Here is a 15,315-nt window from a genome sequence, read left to right on the forward strand (position 1 = left end):
ATTGGTCACTCAGTTCATTGAAATCAATTTTGATTCCGAAGAATCTGTTTTATCTAACGATAAAACGTTTTGATATTCATCAACGAGTGCCCACACAGATTGATAGGTTTAAATTGTTAAAGAGCTTTACTTGTTGAGCCTTCCTTTTAGTAAGGAGCCTCTCGAAGTGGACGGCCATTCTAGCGGATTAGATTCCAGTGTCAAACACTTTTTCCAGCTAATTTTTCAAAGCATCTTAAATGCTTATCACCGTCTTGTTACTCAGTTCAAACCGCTTGGTTATCCTTGGCAACGGAGGCGCATTATAGAGAGAATAATCCTTTGTACAAGGCTAAAAACGAAAAAAAGCCGCCACCGGCGACCGTTCGAACACTATTCACACAAAGCGTTTAAAATAGGTACGATTAAGCCTTAATTTCGGCCAATCGTACCTACCGTTCTTACTTCAACTATTGGTGAGCAATAATGCGGTCGTTGTTTACTAATAGCTGCACTTTCTTATCTGGATTAATTTTTCCTGCCAGTATCGCTTTCGCTAACGGGTTCTCGACACTTTGTTGAATCGCTCTTTTCAAAGGTCGTGCACCATATACTGGATCAAAACCAACTTGAGAAATTAACTTGAGTGCTTTATCCGAAACTTCAAGCTCATAACCATTGTCTTCCATTCTCTTCTTAAGGTGCTCAAGCTGAATAGCGGCTATCGACTGAATGTGCTCTTGACCCAATGGATGGAACACCACGCTTTCATCAACTCGGTTCAAAAACTCAGGACGGAAATGTTTACCTACCACTTCCATCACTTCATTCTTTATTCCTTGGTAGTCGAGCGTATTGAAGTTCTCTTGAATTCTCGAAGAGCCAAGGTTGGATGTCATGATCACTACCGTGTTTCTAAAATCGACTGTACGACCTTGTCCATCAGTTAAGCGTCCATCATCAAGCACCTGCAATAAGATATTGAAAACATCAGGATGCGCTTTCTCTACTTCATCTAGCAAAATCACTGAATAAGGCTTGCGACGCACTGCTTCTGTTAAGTAACCACCTTCTTCATATCCAACGTAACCCGGAGGAGCACCAACCAAACGAGCAACAGAGTGTTTCTCCATAAACTCAGACATGTCGATACGCACCATTGCATCGTCACTATCAAACATGAAGTTCGCGAGTGTTTTACACAACTCCGTTTTACCAACGCCAGTTGGACCAAGGAATAAGAAAGATCCAATCGGCTTGTTTGGATCAGATAAACCTGCACGGCTACGACGAATCGCATTCGATACCACTTCGACTGCTTCCGCTTGGCCAATAACTCGCTTATGTAGAACACCTTCCATTTTAAGAAGCTTCTCTTTCTCGGCTTCTAGCATTTTAGAAACAGGTATGCCTGTTTGCTTCGATAGCACGTCTGCAATTTCTGCATCAGTGACCTTATTACGCAGCAGCGTCATTTCTTGCATTTCAGCTTGAGTCGCAAGATCTAACTGCTTCTCTAATTCTGGGATTCGACCGTATTGCAATTCAGACATTCGGTTAAGATCACCAGCACGTCTCGCAAAATCCATATCCATACGAGCTTGTTCTAGCTCTGACTTGATGTGTTGCGTGCCTGAAAGCGCGGCTTTCTCTGCATTCCACACTTCTTCAAGCTCTGCGAAATCGCGTTCTTTGTCAGAAAGCTCTTCTTGTAATGTTCGAAGACGTTTTTCACTGGCTTCATCATTTTCATTGGTAAGAGCTTGCTGCTCGATCTTCAATTGAATGATCTTACGCTCGAGCTTATCTAGCGACTCAGGTTTTGAGTCGATCTGCATACGGATACTCGAAGCCGCTTCATCAATCAGATCAATCGCTTTATCCGGCAGTTGACGATCAGAAACGTATCGATGAGATAGTGTTGCTGCAGCCACGATTGCTGGGTCGGTAATTTCTACATGATGATGAAGTTCATAGCGCTCTTTCAAACCACGAAGAATCGCCACCGTGTCTTCAACCGTTGGTTCATCGACAAGCACTTTTTGGAAGCGGCGCTCTAACGCTGGATCTTTCTCTATGTATTGACGGTATTCATCAAGAGTCGTTGCGCCAACACAGTGGAGTTCACCACGAGCCAACGCTGGTTTTAGCATGTTACCGGCATCCATAGAGCCTTCACCTTTACCAGCGCCGACCATAGTATGAATTTCATCGATGAAGAGAATGATATTGCCCTCTTCTTTAGACAATTCATTGAGGACTGACTTCAAACGCTCTTCAAACTCACCACGATATTTAGCGCCAGCTACCAAAGCACCCATGTCTAATGAAAGTACGCGTCGGCCTCTTAAACCTTCTGGCACTTCATTGTTAATAATGCGCTGAGCCAAACCTTCAACGATAGCTGTCTTACCAACACCAGGTTCACCGATAATGACTGGGTTGTTCTTAGTACGACGCTGAAGTACTTGGATAGTACGGCGGATTTCGTCATCTCGGCCAATTACCGGATCCAGCTTGCCTTGCTCCGCTCTTTCAGTCAGATCGATGGTGAACTTCTCTAACGCTTGGCGTCGGTCTTCGGCATTTGGGTCATCAACTTTTTGACCGCCACGAACCTGCTCGATAGCTTGAGATAATTTTTGCTCAGTAAGACCTAGCTCTTTAAGCAGGTTACCTAAAGGGCCTTTATCTTCAATTGCGGCAAGTAGGAAGACTTCCGAAGAAATGTATGTGTCTTGACGCTTTTGTGCGACCTTGTCACATAGGTTGAACAAAGTACCCATTGCATTCGACAGTTGAACATCACCACCGATACCACTTACTTTCGGTACACGGTCTAATATTTCGCTTAGCTTTGAACGCAATTGAACCACATCAATATTCAGCATGGTGAGCAATGGACGAATTGCACTACCATCTTGATTAAGCAAAGACACCATTAGGTGCACAGGCTCTATATATTGGTGATCACGACCTAATGCGAGCGACTGAGCATCAGATATCGCAATTTGGAATTTACTAGTGAATCGATCGAGACGCATGCCAACCTTCCTACTCTTAGATATGTTTATCTTATGGTTAGAAGATGGATACGGTAACGCGGATTTTCAAGGGATAAGAATGAAGAATAGAGCTGTTATAAAAATATAAATGAGCTGGATGACTGGTTGCACTAGTTAAAGGTTGCACTAGTTAAAGGTTACTCTAACCAAATAAAAGTAGCTTGGCGTCCAGTAATACCATCACGACGATAAGAATAGAACGCATCGGCATCAGCGAAGGTACATAGATTAGAGTCTGTCACAGAAGTTACACCAACTTTGTTCAGTCGTTGCGTTGCAAGCTGAGACATATTCGCTAGCCATTTGCCTGGTTCAGCTTTGGCTTCAAATGCGAGCTTAGCTTGAGAGTCAAAACTAACGAAAGCTTCCAACACATCATCGCCTACTTCAAAAGCTTGTTTGCCTATTGCAGGACCAAGCCAAGCAATGATCTTATTCTCTGAACCTAAGTTTGAAAACTTTGCGACGGCATTTTCAAGAATGCCACCAGCAAGACCACGCCAACCAGCATGAACTGCAGCAACTTGAGTGCCTTTGGTATCAGTAAGGATTACAGGTAAGCAATCGGCTGTCATCGCAGAACAAACAACATCTTTAGCTGTGGTAAATGCACCGTCAGCATCAAGAATATCTGCCGTAGGGTGTAAAACCGTAACGACATCTGTTGAGTGAGTTTGATGTAGCCATACCGGAGCGGCAGGCATATTAGCGTGTTGCTTGAGCCAGGCTCTGTTGTTTTCAACAAGCGAAGCATCATCCCCAACATGCGTACCTAGGTTTAATCCTTGATACGCACCAGTAGAAAAACCATCAAAACGTGTCGAAGCAAATGCTTTCACGTTTTTTGGTGCATTCCAGTTAGGGATGATCATCGACATGATTAAATGTCGTCTTCCAAGTTTTCGCGCGCATCAACACGTAACGCTTCAGCCATCACGACCATGTCATTTGGCACAGGAGCGTGGAACTCAACTTCTTCACCTGTAATTGGGTGAACAAATTTAAGCATAACGGCGTGCAGTGCTTGGCGATCAAAAGAACGAATCATTGTTGTTAGTTCTTCAGATGCACCTTTTGGAATACGAGCACGACCACCGTATGCAACGTCACCTAGCAGCGGATGCTGAAGGTATGACATGTGAACACGAATTTGGTGAGTACGACCCGTTTCTAGGCGTAGACGAATACGAGTATGCTCGCGGAAGTGCTCAGCAACACGGTAGTGAGTTACCGCTGGCTTTCCTAATTCATTTACATCCATTAAGGTACGCTTAGTTGCATGACGGCTAATGCCTTTCTCTACCACACCACCAGCGGTCATTTTGCCAATTGCAATTGCTTCATACTCACGAGTAATACGACGCTTAGCAAGCGCACGCACAAGACGAGTTTGAGCTGGAACCGTTTTAGCCACAACCATAAGGCCTGTTGTGTCTTTATCAAGACGGTGCACAATACCTGCACGAGGCACTTCTGCAATCTGTGGGTAATGGAAAAGCAATGCGTTTAGTATGGTTCCATCCGGTGTGCCTGCGCCTGGGTGTACAACCAGATCGCGAGGCTTATTGATAACCAATAAGTCATCATCTTCGTAGACAATGTTTAGAGGAATATCTTGTGCTTCCCAGCGCTCTTCATCTGCAAGTTCAGCTTGCAAGATGATCTCTTCACCGCCCAAAACCTTAACGCGCGGCTTTGTAATAACTTCGCCATCCACTTGGATTTTGCCGTCAAGAAGCCACTCTTTAATGCGAGAGCGAGAAAAATCGGTAAATAGTTCAGCGACAGCTTGGTCTAAACGTTGACCTAACTGGCTGCTTTTTACTGTGTCTGTTAATGTGATCTGCTGAGCCATATCGAACTTTTTTAAAAACCGTGAGACTAATACCCATTAGTATGGATAAAATAGAATAATTGCATCATTGTATCTGTTACTGGTTAGAAAGTAACGGAAGCTTACGAAATATTTAATTCAAGGAATCGACGCCTGACATGAAACACCTTACTTTATCGGGTCTATTAGCCGTATCACTCTTGGTTGGTTGTTCAAGTAGTGAAGAGATAGTGCCAGATGTACCACCATCGGTTCTCTACTCTGACGCGCAAGAATCACTGCAGAGCGGTAGCTGGCTTTCAGCAATAGAAAAGCTAGAAGCCCTAGACTCACGTTACCCATTCGGCGCCTATTCTGAGCAAGTACAGCTCGATCTGATTTACGCTTACTACAAAAATGATGACTTGGCACTTGGCCTTGCTACCATTTCACGTTTCCTACGTTTGAACCCAACGCATGAGAAACAAGACTGGGTTCTTTACATGCGCGGCTTAACGCACATGGCACAAGATCGAAACTTCATGCACGATATTTTTAATATCGACCGTAGTGACCGAGATCCTGAACCAGTGAAGCTTGCGTTTGCTGACTTCAAGCGACTACTCGAACGTTTCCCTAGCAGCCCTTATGCTGAAGATGCACAAAAACGCATGTTCGCACTTAAGAACCGCCTAGCAGAGTATGACTTAGCAACCGCTGATTTCTACCTACGCCGCGAAGCTTGGATTGCTGCGATCAACAGAACGCAAGAGCTGCAAAAAACTTACCCAGACACCATTGCTGCGCGTAAGTCTTTAGATATCCAGCTAAAAGCTTATCAACAACTCGGCCTAGATGACGCTGTGTTAAGAACAGAAAAGTTGATTGAGTTAAACCCACTACCTTAATCAAACCTCTTACATCTCAATCCTAAAAGCGCGCTAATTTACTAGCGCGCTTTTTTTCATCTACATATCGCAAACTTGATGGATCGCATAATACACGGTATCTTCAAAAGATAACTTTTAACAAAACATCAACATGGAGTGTGGATGTGAGTAGGTTGTTATTATTTATCTGGATATCGCTGTTTAGCCACTTATCCTACGCATTAGAACTGTCTCCATTAAGCAATAAGCCTTACATGGGTGACTTGGATGTGCTCAAAACCAAAGGAACGGTTAGAGTGCTAGTGTCTGCCGATCTTGGTTTCTATTACATCGAGGATGGCAAGCCAAAAGGCATCGTGGCAGAAATGCTCTACCACTTTGAGAAAAGCCTTCGTAAGAAACATCCCTATCTCAATGTTCAAATCATCCCCGTGCAACGAGATGATCTACTTCCCTCTTTAGAGTCTGGCTATGGTGATGTCGCTGTCGCTAACCTAACGATCACCGATAAACGATTACGAACCATCGATTTTTCGGATCCGATGATTAAAGATGGTAAAGAACTCATTATCACAGGGAAAAAGGCCGAACCTATCACCGAAATCAAGCAATTGAGTGGCAAAGAGGTGTGGATACGAGCAAGCTCGAGTTACTTCGAGAGTGTACAAAGAGTTAATAAGGAGCTTAACGAGCTAGGTTTACCACCACTGCATGTCCACTTTATCGAGGAGTCATTACAAGACTACGAGCTGATAGAACTGGTTAACCAAGGTTATATACAAGGCACAATTCTGGATAACCATAAAGCCAAGCTCTGGATCGATGTAATGGAAAACATTCAAGTCCATAACGACTTACCTTTACTAGAAAATGGTCGTATTGCTTGGGCTTTAAGAAAAGACAGCCCTCAACTGAAGAAAGAGATAAACAAATACGTCAAGACCGCACGAACAGGCACCCTGCTTGGGAATGTCATCTACCAGAAATACATCGACAATACTCGCTGGTTAGGCCGAGCACTCAACCCCAATAAAGTAGACCGAGTAGCTAAACTCTCAGATGTCTTTGAAAAGTATTCGAGCAAGTATGAATTTGATCCTTTGATGATGTCAGCTCAAGGTTTCCAAGAATCAGGACTGGATCAGAGCCGGATTTCTCATCGCGGGGCTATTGGTGTGATGCAGGTATTACCGAGTACCGCCAAAGATAAAAACGTCAACATCAAGAACATCCATAAGGTGGATAACAACATCCATGCGGGTGTGAAGTATATGCGCTTTATCAAAGACCGATATTTTGACGACCCGGCAATATCACCCGACAATCAAATCTACTTTACCTTGGCTTCTTACAACGCTGGTCCTGCTAAGATCAGAAAGATGAGGAGCATTGCCAAGCAGAAAGGTTACAACCCAAACATCTGGTTTAAAAACGTAGAAATCATCACTCGCAAATACGTGAGTAAAGAACCCGTAACCTATGTTGCCAACATCAATCGTTACTTCGTAATCTATAAACAATTACAAGCTATCAATGCTATCCGAGAGGACGGCACAGCGAGATTACTGAACACTAACGACTAGGATCGCCTCCATCCCAGAGCTGGGGAGCCAAAGGTATTAGGTAAAGCTAAAAAACACAAAAGCCGCATAAGAATACTTATGCGGCTTTTGTTTATCTAATTCTGAAGAAGCTTATGTAGCGACCTATATTACAAGACCTATATCACAAAACACTATTGAGTAAATTTCAATCAAGCACTTTCCATAGGCTGTAGGACGCCCCTAAAAACTGATTTAATTTTTAGCGAAGCCTTGCCTCCAAGTTATCGTTTTTCATAAGGATAACAAGCATTTTTCGCCAAAAAGATACTAAGACTTGCGTAAGATCACATTTGATTTTAATGCTTATCCCACCCAACCAAAACAAGATCTAGATCACATTCTTTATTCCTAAAAGTCGTAATCTGAAGTTAACCCATGAGGGATACAACAGAGGAAAACTTCTATGAAAATGAACATCACTGGTAAAAACATCGACATTACCTCTGCAATCCGTGATCACATAGAAAGCAAATTTAAAAAGCTAGATAAATGGCAAGTAGACATCATTGGCTGCCAAGCGAGCTTTAGCGAAGAACCAAACAAGAAGAAGAAATTTGAAGCGGTACTAACCGTACCAAAAGGCCAACTTGTTGCTTCATCAATCCATGACGACCTCTACGTAGCGATCAACGAAGTAGAACAAAAACTAGAGCGTCAACTCAACAAGCTACGCCATAAACCAGAAGCGCGCCGCGCTGAAAAGCCTGAAATCGAAGAGCTAGAAGCTGAAGTAGAATAAGGAAAGAGAACAGATTAAAAAATAGCGCCTCAGGGCGCTATTTTTTTGCTTGACGCTCGTAGCTAGCTTGCTTATTGTGTTTAAACATTCATAAAACAATCACTTTTTATGCACACTCAATCTTTGTTTATTTTTGACTTCTTTTTTCTTCCGTAAATCGGAGGCTAAGTCGTTTTAGAAAAACAAGTCAAAAACGAACAAGAAGCCTCCCACACTAGGGAGGCTTTTTTATAAGGACACATTTATGACTGACCGCTCAATTTCACTGGATGATATCCGCCTTCGTCTTAATGATTTAGACGACGAACTCCTGAAGTTACTTTCAGAGCGTCGCAAGCTAAGTATCGAAGTCGCTAAAAGCAAAGTAGAGACATCAAAACCAGTTCGTGATGCAGTACGAGAACAACAACTATTAGTTAAGCTGATCAACAACGGCAAAGATAAATACGAACTTGATGCGCAGTACATTACCAAGCTGTTTCACACCATCATCGAAGATTCCGTTTTACTACAACAGTCATACTTACAAAACCTAGCGAACCCGCAAAGCCGTAAACCATTGGCTCGCGTTGCATTCTTAGGTTCTAAGGGATCGTATTCTCACCTTGCGAGCCGCGAATACTTCAGCCGCAAGAATATGGAATTGATTGAGCTGAACTGTAATCACTTCAAAGAAGTCGCATCAACAGTAGAGTCTGGCCATGCCGACTACGGTGTCCTGCCGATTGAGAACACCAGTTCAGGGTCAATTAACGAGGTCTACGACCTGTTACAGCATACGACTCTATACATTGTTGGCGAACTTTCTCAACCGATTGAGCACTGCCTTGTTGCTAAAAGTGATATCCGTTTAGAAGACATCAAAACACTCTACTCGCACCCACAACCTCATCAACAATGCAGTGAGTTCTTGAGCCGCCTTAAGGGTGTCAACCTTGAGTCTTGCGCAAGCACCGCTGATGCAATGAAAAAAGTTAAAGAATTGGGTGGTAATGACGTAGCTGCTATTGGTAATGCATCGAGCGGTAAGCTTTATGGACTACAGCCAATCCAGAGCAATATTGCAAACCAAACAGAGAACCACACTCGTTTCATCGTTGTGGCGCGTAAGCCTGTTGAAGTATCGACTCAAATACCAGCGAAAACAACGCTCATCATGTCGACATCTCAAGAGGCGGGTTCTTTGGTAGAAACACTACTGATCCTGCAACGCTTAGGCATCAACATGACTAAGCTAGAATCTCGTCCTATCATGGGTAACCCTTGGGAAGAGATGTTCTATGTCGATTTAGAGGCGCATCTGGATTCAGATAATATGCAACAAGCGATAACGGAACTAACAGCCATTACTCGCCACCTTAAGGTGTTGGGTTGCTACCCAAGTGAGAACATCAAAGCGACTCAAGTTAAGTTGTCATAGCTGAAAGTGAGTATCAGCTTTTAGCTAACATAAGTATTTGGCCTACAGTAGGCCAAATACTTAAATCACCCTCTAGTCGAGTACTATTCTCGCTAAGAAAACTCACCCTAGCATGCCTGAAACACAATTCACTTGTTTCGCACATTCGGCACGCTTACTCTCTCCACTACTTGAGCCTTTCTAACAAAAACTCATTAGTGGCTTTTTTTATCAATAAAGACAAAACCTTACCCCCTTCACAGGAAATCATCGAACTACGTATAATTAATAGCGAGTAAGCATTAAGTAACATAAACTTATGCGCTTAATTTATAAATAGTGTTGTCATTAACTATGAAGCTAAGTACTAAAATCTTACTACTAATAGCCCCTGTGATACTGATCAGTACCGCGGCTTCTAGCTATATTATTTATTCGACGCAAAAAAGCAGTTTCATCAAACGCGAAGACAACGCACTTCAACTGAACATGGAAAAACTAGCCGGATACTTTCGCCAATCTCGTTCGTTCCTCAATAGCTACTCTTACACCTTGACCCAGAGTGATATGGTGAAGCGTTATTTTCTCACTGACCAAAATCTATCTCGCGATCTTGAACTGGTCAGTAATCTTCGAGAAGCCATTCATTTCCTGCAAGATGACGATGAAAGCTATACAGGTTTAGCGCTTCTTAATGGTGATCGAAAACTGCGTTATTACGCGGATAATAGCAATGACTCACGCACTCAGATTGACAGTAAGATATTGGAGTATGTTGACCTGCACTATCAAGACACCTTAGCAACATCGAGTACCAACTATATTCAAAACTCCCAAGGCGAAGGGATGTTGGTTCACTATGACAAGGTAGATAGAAAAGCGATTTTCCCAACCGTTAACAATCAACCCGACGATGTGTTCTTTGTTGTTGTCTCTGTCTCTCTCGACAAATTTAATGCGCTGAGAAAACAGATAGAGTTCGACTACCAAACCAGCTTGTTCTTCACATCCATAGCGGTTTCTTTGGAAAATGATGTTACTCACTCAGTCAAGCTTGCACCAGAACTGTACGCCACGGTCGATCCGGCGCAATTCCTGTTGGAAAACAAGCTCGATTCAATTTGGAACAAGCTGAGTTTGTCGTTTGCACTGTCTGCGTTTGTAACTGTCGCTCTGCTACTCATGCTTCTGTCTCGCACTGTGATTACTCCAATAACACGGCTCGATCGACAGCTACAGCAAGTCGAAAAAAAACAACGTAAGAACATTGAACGCTTAGGCACTCGTGACGAGCTTGGCCGCCTATCACAGCGTTTTTATGACATGTACCAAGAGTTAGATAACACCTACCAACAGACCAAGCTCTTGGCCGAAAATGATCAGTTAACCCAAATAGCCAATAGGCATCAGTTTCAAACCTTCGTTCAGCAATCGTTGCCAAAACCGAGTTCGAATACCGAAACCTGGGTTCTCTATTTTGACTTGGACAACTTCAAGTTTGTGAACGACAAATACGGACATCAAATCGGCGACTCGATTCTGGTCTCTTTTGCTCAGCGTATTTCAGATATTTGTCGTCACTATAAAGAGGAGTTCGACGCTCATTGTATGCCAGCCCGACTTTCTGGAGACGAGTTCGTTGTCTACATTAACGCTCCTAGTCACCGAGGAAATGTCGCGCATCGATTCTCGAATGATTTACTGACTCCACTGCAAAAAGGTTTTGTCACCGAATCAGGCAGCTTTCCGATCACGGTCAGTATTGGTATTGCGACCTACCCTAATGATGGCAACTCAATCGAGAAGCTACTGTCCAACGCGGATACTGCGATGTACCAAGCCAAGCGTGCCGGTAAAAACCAATTTGCTGACTATTCACGGGATTTAGACAAAGCCATTCAGCGCCAAGCAGACATTGAACGTGCGCTTAGAGGTAAGAATTTTGATGATGAATTCAGGCTCGTTTACATGCCCTACATGGATTCTACCGGGACTGATGTTATTGGCGTTGAGGTGTTATTACGTTGGAATTCAAAGCAACTTGGTTTGGTTCCACCGGATGAGTTCATTCCAATAGCCGAACAAACCGGGCTGTTCGAACATGTTGACCGCTGGGTAATACAGAATGCGTTTGCTTCATTCCATCGACTTCAGACTCAATTTGATCACTCGATTCAATTGTCGATCAACTTATCTTCTGCTGGCATTGAAACCACTCACCTTGCGGGTTTCATTAAAGAACACGCGGAGTTAAATCGAATTCCACCAAGCCTAATCGATTTTGAAATCACTGAAACCTTTTACTCAAACTCAGAAGGCTTCCCATTGCTGAATGAGCTGTCATGCATGGGTTATCGACTGGCGATTGATGACTTTGGTTCCGGTTACACCTCTATCACTCAACTGGTGCAGTATCCAACTCAGAAAATTAAATTGGATAAAGCGTTTTTGGATACCTTAATTGAAACCGATAACCAGAACATCGTAAAACCAGTTATCGGGTTGTGTCATGCTCAGGGGAAAAAGGTCACCGCCGAAGGGATTGAAACTCAAGACATGCACCAGTGGTTACAGGATGCACAGTGCGATATGCTGCAAGGCTATTACTTTGGTAAACCCATGCCACTAGAAGAGTTGAGTGACTGGTACCGACAACATCAACTCAATCTAATCGACAACAAAAAGAATCCGACACATGAAATCTGTAATCATCGCATCGCTGAACCCAGCTAAAATAAACGCCGTTAAAAGTGCGTTCTTATCTGCTTTTCCTGATACTGAATTTGATTTCAAAGGCATCAGCGTCCCTAGTGGTGTCGCCGATCAACCGATGAGCAATGATGAAACCTATCAAGGTGCCGTGAATCGAGTTCACAACGCAACTCAAGCTCAGCCTGATGCAGACTTCTATGTTGGTCTAGAAGCGGGAATAGAAACAAACGTCACCTTTGCCTGGATGGTGATCGAAACGAATGGCCAACGTGGCGAGTCTCGTTCAGCAAGTCTGATGCTGCCACCAGCCGTGCTTGAGAAACTAGAGCATGCAAACGAGTTAGGGGATGTGATGGATGAAGTGTTTGGTACCGACAATATCAAACAGAAAGGTGGTGCCATTGGCCTACTGACACATAACCAATTGTCACGCAGTTCGGTCTATCATCAAGCTTTAATTTTGGCTCTGATCCCATTTGTGAATCCTGAACACTTTCCTATTTAGTATTTGAGGCTTCCTTAAACTTCAAAAGATTCCAAGAACAATCTTCAGAAACAAAAAACGCTAACATCCAGTTAGCGTTTTTTATCGAATTCGTATTCATACTATCGCGTGATAGCTTAATTCCATTATTACTTTAGCAATAGGTCGGCGATCACGACTTTCTCTTGCTCAGATTTGGCCTTTAGCTCATTTGAGCCTCTGGTTATCGTCGCTACGCCTACGCCCAGCATTTGACTCACCTGTCGTTGAGACATATCGCCTTTCATCAGCTCACAGAAGATATTAATTCGAGCAACCAGAGCATCTCGCTCGTCTGGTGTCATCATCATAGTCAACAACAGCTCGTGCTGATCTTTTTCGACAGCCGTCTTTACCAAGTCCATCAGTTGTTGCCAATTATCATATTCAGGTTGTGATGCCATATCTCTACACTTACTTTTAAATTCTGACTTTAAAGAGTCGCTTAACGATTGAAAGCGTTTAACACTTTATACCGAAACACTTGATGCGATCCAATGTAAAAAGGCAGTAAGTGGAAATGGTTAGCACTCACTGCCTTTATTCTTACTCAGTTTCGGGCCAAATGCCGAAGGCTTAGTATTTCGTTTTTGCCTCATGGGGCGCTAAAAACGTCCCTTTCTCACCCAAGATATCTCGATAGTAGGTCTCAAACATCAAGATATTCTGAACGTAGCCACGTGTCTCTTTGAATGGGATCATTTCGATAAATGCAAAGGCATCGAGCTTTTCATCGCTGCGTGAACGCCACTGTTTCACACGGCTAGGTCCAGCATTATAAGCCGCAAACGCAAAGATACGGTTGTCATCATATTGAGCGAGTAAACCATCTAAGTAGTGACTGCCAATCTCAATGTTTTTGCCGACATCATAAAGATCATCGCTGCCCTGATACTTAATCTTATGTTTGTTCGCTGTGTATTGCGCCGTCTTGGGCATAATTTGCATAATGCCACGCGCGCCAACTGGAGAGCGAGCTTCTGAATCCATCGCACTCTCTTGTCTTGCTAAAGACATCAAAGTGATTGGATCGAGATCGTGCTTTTCAGCGTAGAAGTTAAACCACCACTTATGAGCAACAGGGAAGCGCAGCGCAATGTTATCCCACATCTTCGCAGAGATACTCGCTGTTACGGTAAAGTGATTCCAACGCTGTGTCGCAGCGTAAGCGGCAAGCATCTCTTTTTGCTCTTTATCTGCATTGGTCAGTAACCAGCGCCATTCACTTTTCGCTGCCGCAATTTTGTCTCGGTCAATCAGTTCACCAATACGCACCAAAGAGGTGTCGAATGGCTTCACTGTTTCAGCATTGTATTTAAGTGTCGATGTTGGATATTGAACTGGCTTACCTAACTGCTTAGCCGCAGCCACACTGTAGAAATTACGCTGACCCAAGATATCTGACAGTCGCTTATTGCCTTTGTCAGTATCGCCCGTCGCGATTTCAGATCTGCCCTGCCAATATTGCCAACGAAGCGAAGCCTGATGTTTATCATCCAAGCGCGCTATCCACTCTTTCAAACCCGTCCAATCGGCATGTTGAATTGCTAAGCGAGCACGTCGTTCCAGCAGAACTTGCTTTGATGAACTCGCGAGCATTTTGTCGCGCCACACCATTAACTCTTCAGAGTCGGTGTTGATCAGACGAAACGTTAGGTAATCAGCGAGCTCTTGAGATTTCTCTTTCGAAAACTTCTGAGCCTTGATGACATCATCAAACACCTTTTGAGCACTGCTTGATGATTTCCTTGCTAGCTTCTCGAAAGCAAACTCGGTTTGAGCTTGGTAGAATTCATTCGCTGGATGTTTTTTAGCAAACGCGAGTACATTTTCAGGCTTGTTGTACAACGCCTTCATCTGCTTCGCTTGAGCAATTGACTCATCATGATCCAATTGCTTAATCAGATAGCTCATTAACTTACCGTTACGGCCCTCGAACGCTAGCAGCATTCTATCCAGAATCAGCTCATCAGTTCTTAGCCCAGCTTGATCCCAGCTTTTAAATAAAGGGTCACAAGCGTCATCAACACCACTACCACTCAACCAAAGTTGTTTAGCTCCTTTAAAGGCAAGCTCTTGGTTACCTTGCTCGTAATGCGCTCGATAATAAATACATTGGTATTTTTCACCGACAGGCTCTTTGGTTTGAAACTCAAGGATCGTCTTCCACTGTTTTTGAGAAGCCAATGAGTCCAAATAAGGTGCGCGCATTCGATTGGAGAAAGGCAATGCCTTGTTCTCTTCAATGAAAGCATCGACCTCAGCAGGTGTGCGATCACCTAAGCCAATCAGAAAGGCCCGATAATCGGTGTAAGGTGTTAAAGGGTATGTTTGAATTTTGTTACGCAGCGCGGAGTAAGCTTTTAGATCACGGCTGTCTAAAACCTCTTGCGCTTTGTCATAAACGTCACGCTGCATTTCAAGCTCGGATGCATTGCTAGCCATAGCGACCGGAGCCAGTGAAACCGAAGACAAAATTGCCGATGCAGCCACAGCAATTTTCGTATTACCAATGCGGAAAAACATTCGCTCTTTCCTTAGTGCGTGTATGAATACGTGAAGTCTATTTACGCCCGACATCACATCAAATG

Annotated in this window: 11 protein-coding genes and 1 other annotated feature; of the genes, 6 read left to right on the forward strand and 5 right to left on the reverse strand. The window is 43.5% G+C overall.

Annotation, left to right across the window (positions count from 1 at the left end):
• Nucleotides 1-449: 449 nt before the first annotated feature.
• From clpB to rluD, 3 genes are all read right to left on the reverse strand, one after another.
• Nucleotides 450-3,023: an ATP-dependent chaperone ClpB gene (gene clpB, locus AB4263_RS08050; RefSeq protein WP_065584733.1), complete on the reverse strand. Its 2,574-nt coding sequence runs from the start codon at nt 3,021-3,023 to the stop codon at nt 450-452.
• Between the two features lie 158 nt (nt 3,024-3,181).
• Nucleotides 3,182-3,922 carry a peptidoglycan editing factor PgeF gene (pgeF, locus tag AB4263_RS08055; RefSeq protein ID WP_065584732.1) on the reverse strand — a complete coding sequence of 247 codons (741 nt, stop codon included), beginning with the start codon at nt 3,920-3,922 and terminating at the stop codon, nt 3,182-3,184.
• 2 nt (nt 3,923-3,924) lie between these two features.
• Nucleotides 3,925-4,899 carry a 23S rRNA pseudouridine(1911/1915/1917) synthase RluD gene (gene rluD / locus AB4263_RS08060; protein WP_017059364.1) on the reverse strand — a complete coding sequence of 325 codons (975 nt, stop codon included), beginning with the start codon at nt 4,897-4,899 and terminating at the stop codon, nt 3,925-3,927.
• 137 nt (nt 4,900-5,036) lie between these two features.
• On the opposite strand from rluD, the gene AB4263_RS08065 reads away from it, so the two are divergent.
• The 6 genes from AB4263_RS08065 (at nt 5,037) to yjjX (ending at nt 12,706) form a co-directional block, all read left to right on the forward strand.
• Complete coding sequence (locus AB4263_RS08065; protein ID WP_017059363.1) at nt 5,037-5,765, forward strand: outer membrane protein assembly factor BamD; 729 nt, start codon at nt 5,037-5,039, stop codon at nt 5,763-5,765.
• A 140-nt stretch (nt 5,766-5,905) separates the two neighbouring features.
• Nucleotides 5,906-7,330: a lytic transglycosylase F gene (locus AB4263_RS08070; protein WP_346763713.1), complete on the forward strand. Its 1,425-nt coding sequence runs from the start codon at nt 5,906-5,908 to the stop codon at nt 7,328-7,330.
• 424 nt (nt 7,331-7,754) lie between these two features.
• The gene (gene hpf / locus AB4263_RS08075) at nt 7,755-8,090 is read left to right on the forward strand and encodes a ribosome hibernation-promoting factor, HPF/YfiA family (protein WP_004735034.1); all 336 of its coding nucleotides are present in this window, start codon (nt 7,755-7,757) and stop codon (nt 8,088-8,090) included.
• Between the two features lie 110 nt (nt 8,091-8,200).
• Nucleotides 8,201-8,322, forward strand: a sequence feature (Phe leader region).
• Nucleotides 8,323-8,334: 12 nt separating this feature from the next.
• Nucleotides 8,335-9,510: a prephenate dehydratase gene (pheA, locus tag AB4263_RS08080; protein WP_017059361.1), complete on the forward strand. Its 1,176-nt coding sequence runs from the start codon at nt 8,335-8,337 to the stop codon at nt 9,508-9,510.
• Nucleotides 9,511-9,843: 333 nt separating this feature from the next.
• The gene (locus AB4263_RS08085) at nt 9,844-12,222 is read left to right on the forward strand and encodes a bifunctional diguanylate cyclase/phosphodiesterase (RefSeq protein WP_017059360.1); all 2,379 of its coding nucleotides are present in this window, start codon (nt 9,844-9,846) and stop codon (nt 12,220-12,222) included.
• Nucleotides 12,185-12,706, forward strand: a complete 522-nt coding sequence (yjjX, locus tag AB4263_RS08090; RefSeq protein ID WP_017059359.1) for an inosine/xanthosine triphosphatase — start codon at nt 12,185-12,187, stop codon at nt 12,704-12,706. The genes AB4263_RS08085 and yjjX overlap by 38 nt, the downstream gene beginning before the upstream one ends.
• Before the next feature lie 128 nt (nt 12,707-12,834).
• Here yjjX and trpR read toward each other — a convergent pair whose 3' ends face one another.
• Both trpR and sltY read right to left on the reverse strand, forming a co-directional pair.
• Nucleotides 12,835-13,128 (reverse strand): trp operon repressor, encoded by a 294-nt coding sequence (gene trpR, locus AB4263_RS08095; RefSeq protein ID WP_017059358.1) that lies wholly within the window; start codon nt 13,126-13,128, stop codon nt 12,835-12,837.
• A 172-nt stretch (nt 13,129-13,300) separates the two neighbouring features.
• On the reverse strand, nt 13,301-15,250 hold the full coding sequence (gene sltY, locus AB4263_RS08100; protein ID WP_372098053.1) for a murein transglycosylase: 1,950 nt from the start codon (nt 15,248-15,250) through the stop codon (nt 13,301-13,303).
• Nucleotides 15,251-15,315 lie beyond the last annotated feature (65 nt).

It is taken from the genome of Vibrio sp. 10N.261.55.C5 (genome assembly GCF_041470505.1).
GTDB lineage: Bacteria > Pseudomonadota > Gammaproteobacteria > Enterobacterales > Vibrionaceae > Vibrio > Vibrio crassostreae_C.

Excerpts from the sequence above, each read along its gene's own strand:
- AB4263_RS08085 (WP_017059360.1), top strand. The coding sequence starts at position 9,844 with ATGAAGCTAAGTACTAAAATCTTACTACTAATAGCCCCTGTGATACTG.
- hpf (WP_004735034.1), top strand. The coding sequence starts at position 7,755 with ATGAAAATGAACATCACTGGTAAAAACATCGACATTACCTCTGCAATC.
- pheA (WP_017059361.1), top strand. The coding sequence starts at position 8,335 with ATGACTGACCGCTCAATTTCACTGGATGATATCCGCCTTCGTCTTAAT.
- yjjX (WP_017059359.1), top strand. The coding sequence starts at position 12,185 with ATGAAATCTGTAATCATCGCATCGCTGAACCCAGCTAAAATAAACGCC.
- sltY (WP_372098053.1), bottom strand. The coding sequence starts at position 15,250 with ATGTTTTTCCGCATTGGTAATACGAAAATTGCTGTGGCTGCATCGGCA.
- AB4263_RS08065 (WP_017059363.1), top strand. The coding sequence starts at position 5,037 with ATGAAACACCTTACTTTATCGGGTCTATTAGCCGTATCACTCTTGGTT.
- clpB (WP_065584733.1), bottom strand. The coding sequence starts at position 3,023 with ATGCGTCTCGATCGATTCACTAGTAAATTCCAAATTGCGATATCTGAT.
- pgeF (WP_065584732.1), bottom strand. The coding sequence starts at position 3,922 with ATGTCGATGATCATCCCTAACTGGAATGCACCAAAAAACGTGAAAGCA.
- rluD (WP_017059364.1), bottom strand. The coding sequence starts at position 4,899 with ATGGCTCAGCAGATCACATTAACAGACACAGTAAAAAGCAGCCAGTTA.
- trpR (WP_017059358.1), bottom strand. The coding sequence starts at position 13,128 with ATGGCATCACAACCTGAATATGATAATTGGCAACAACTGATGGACTTG.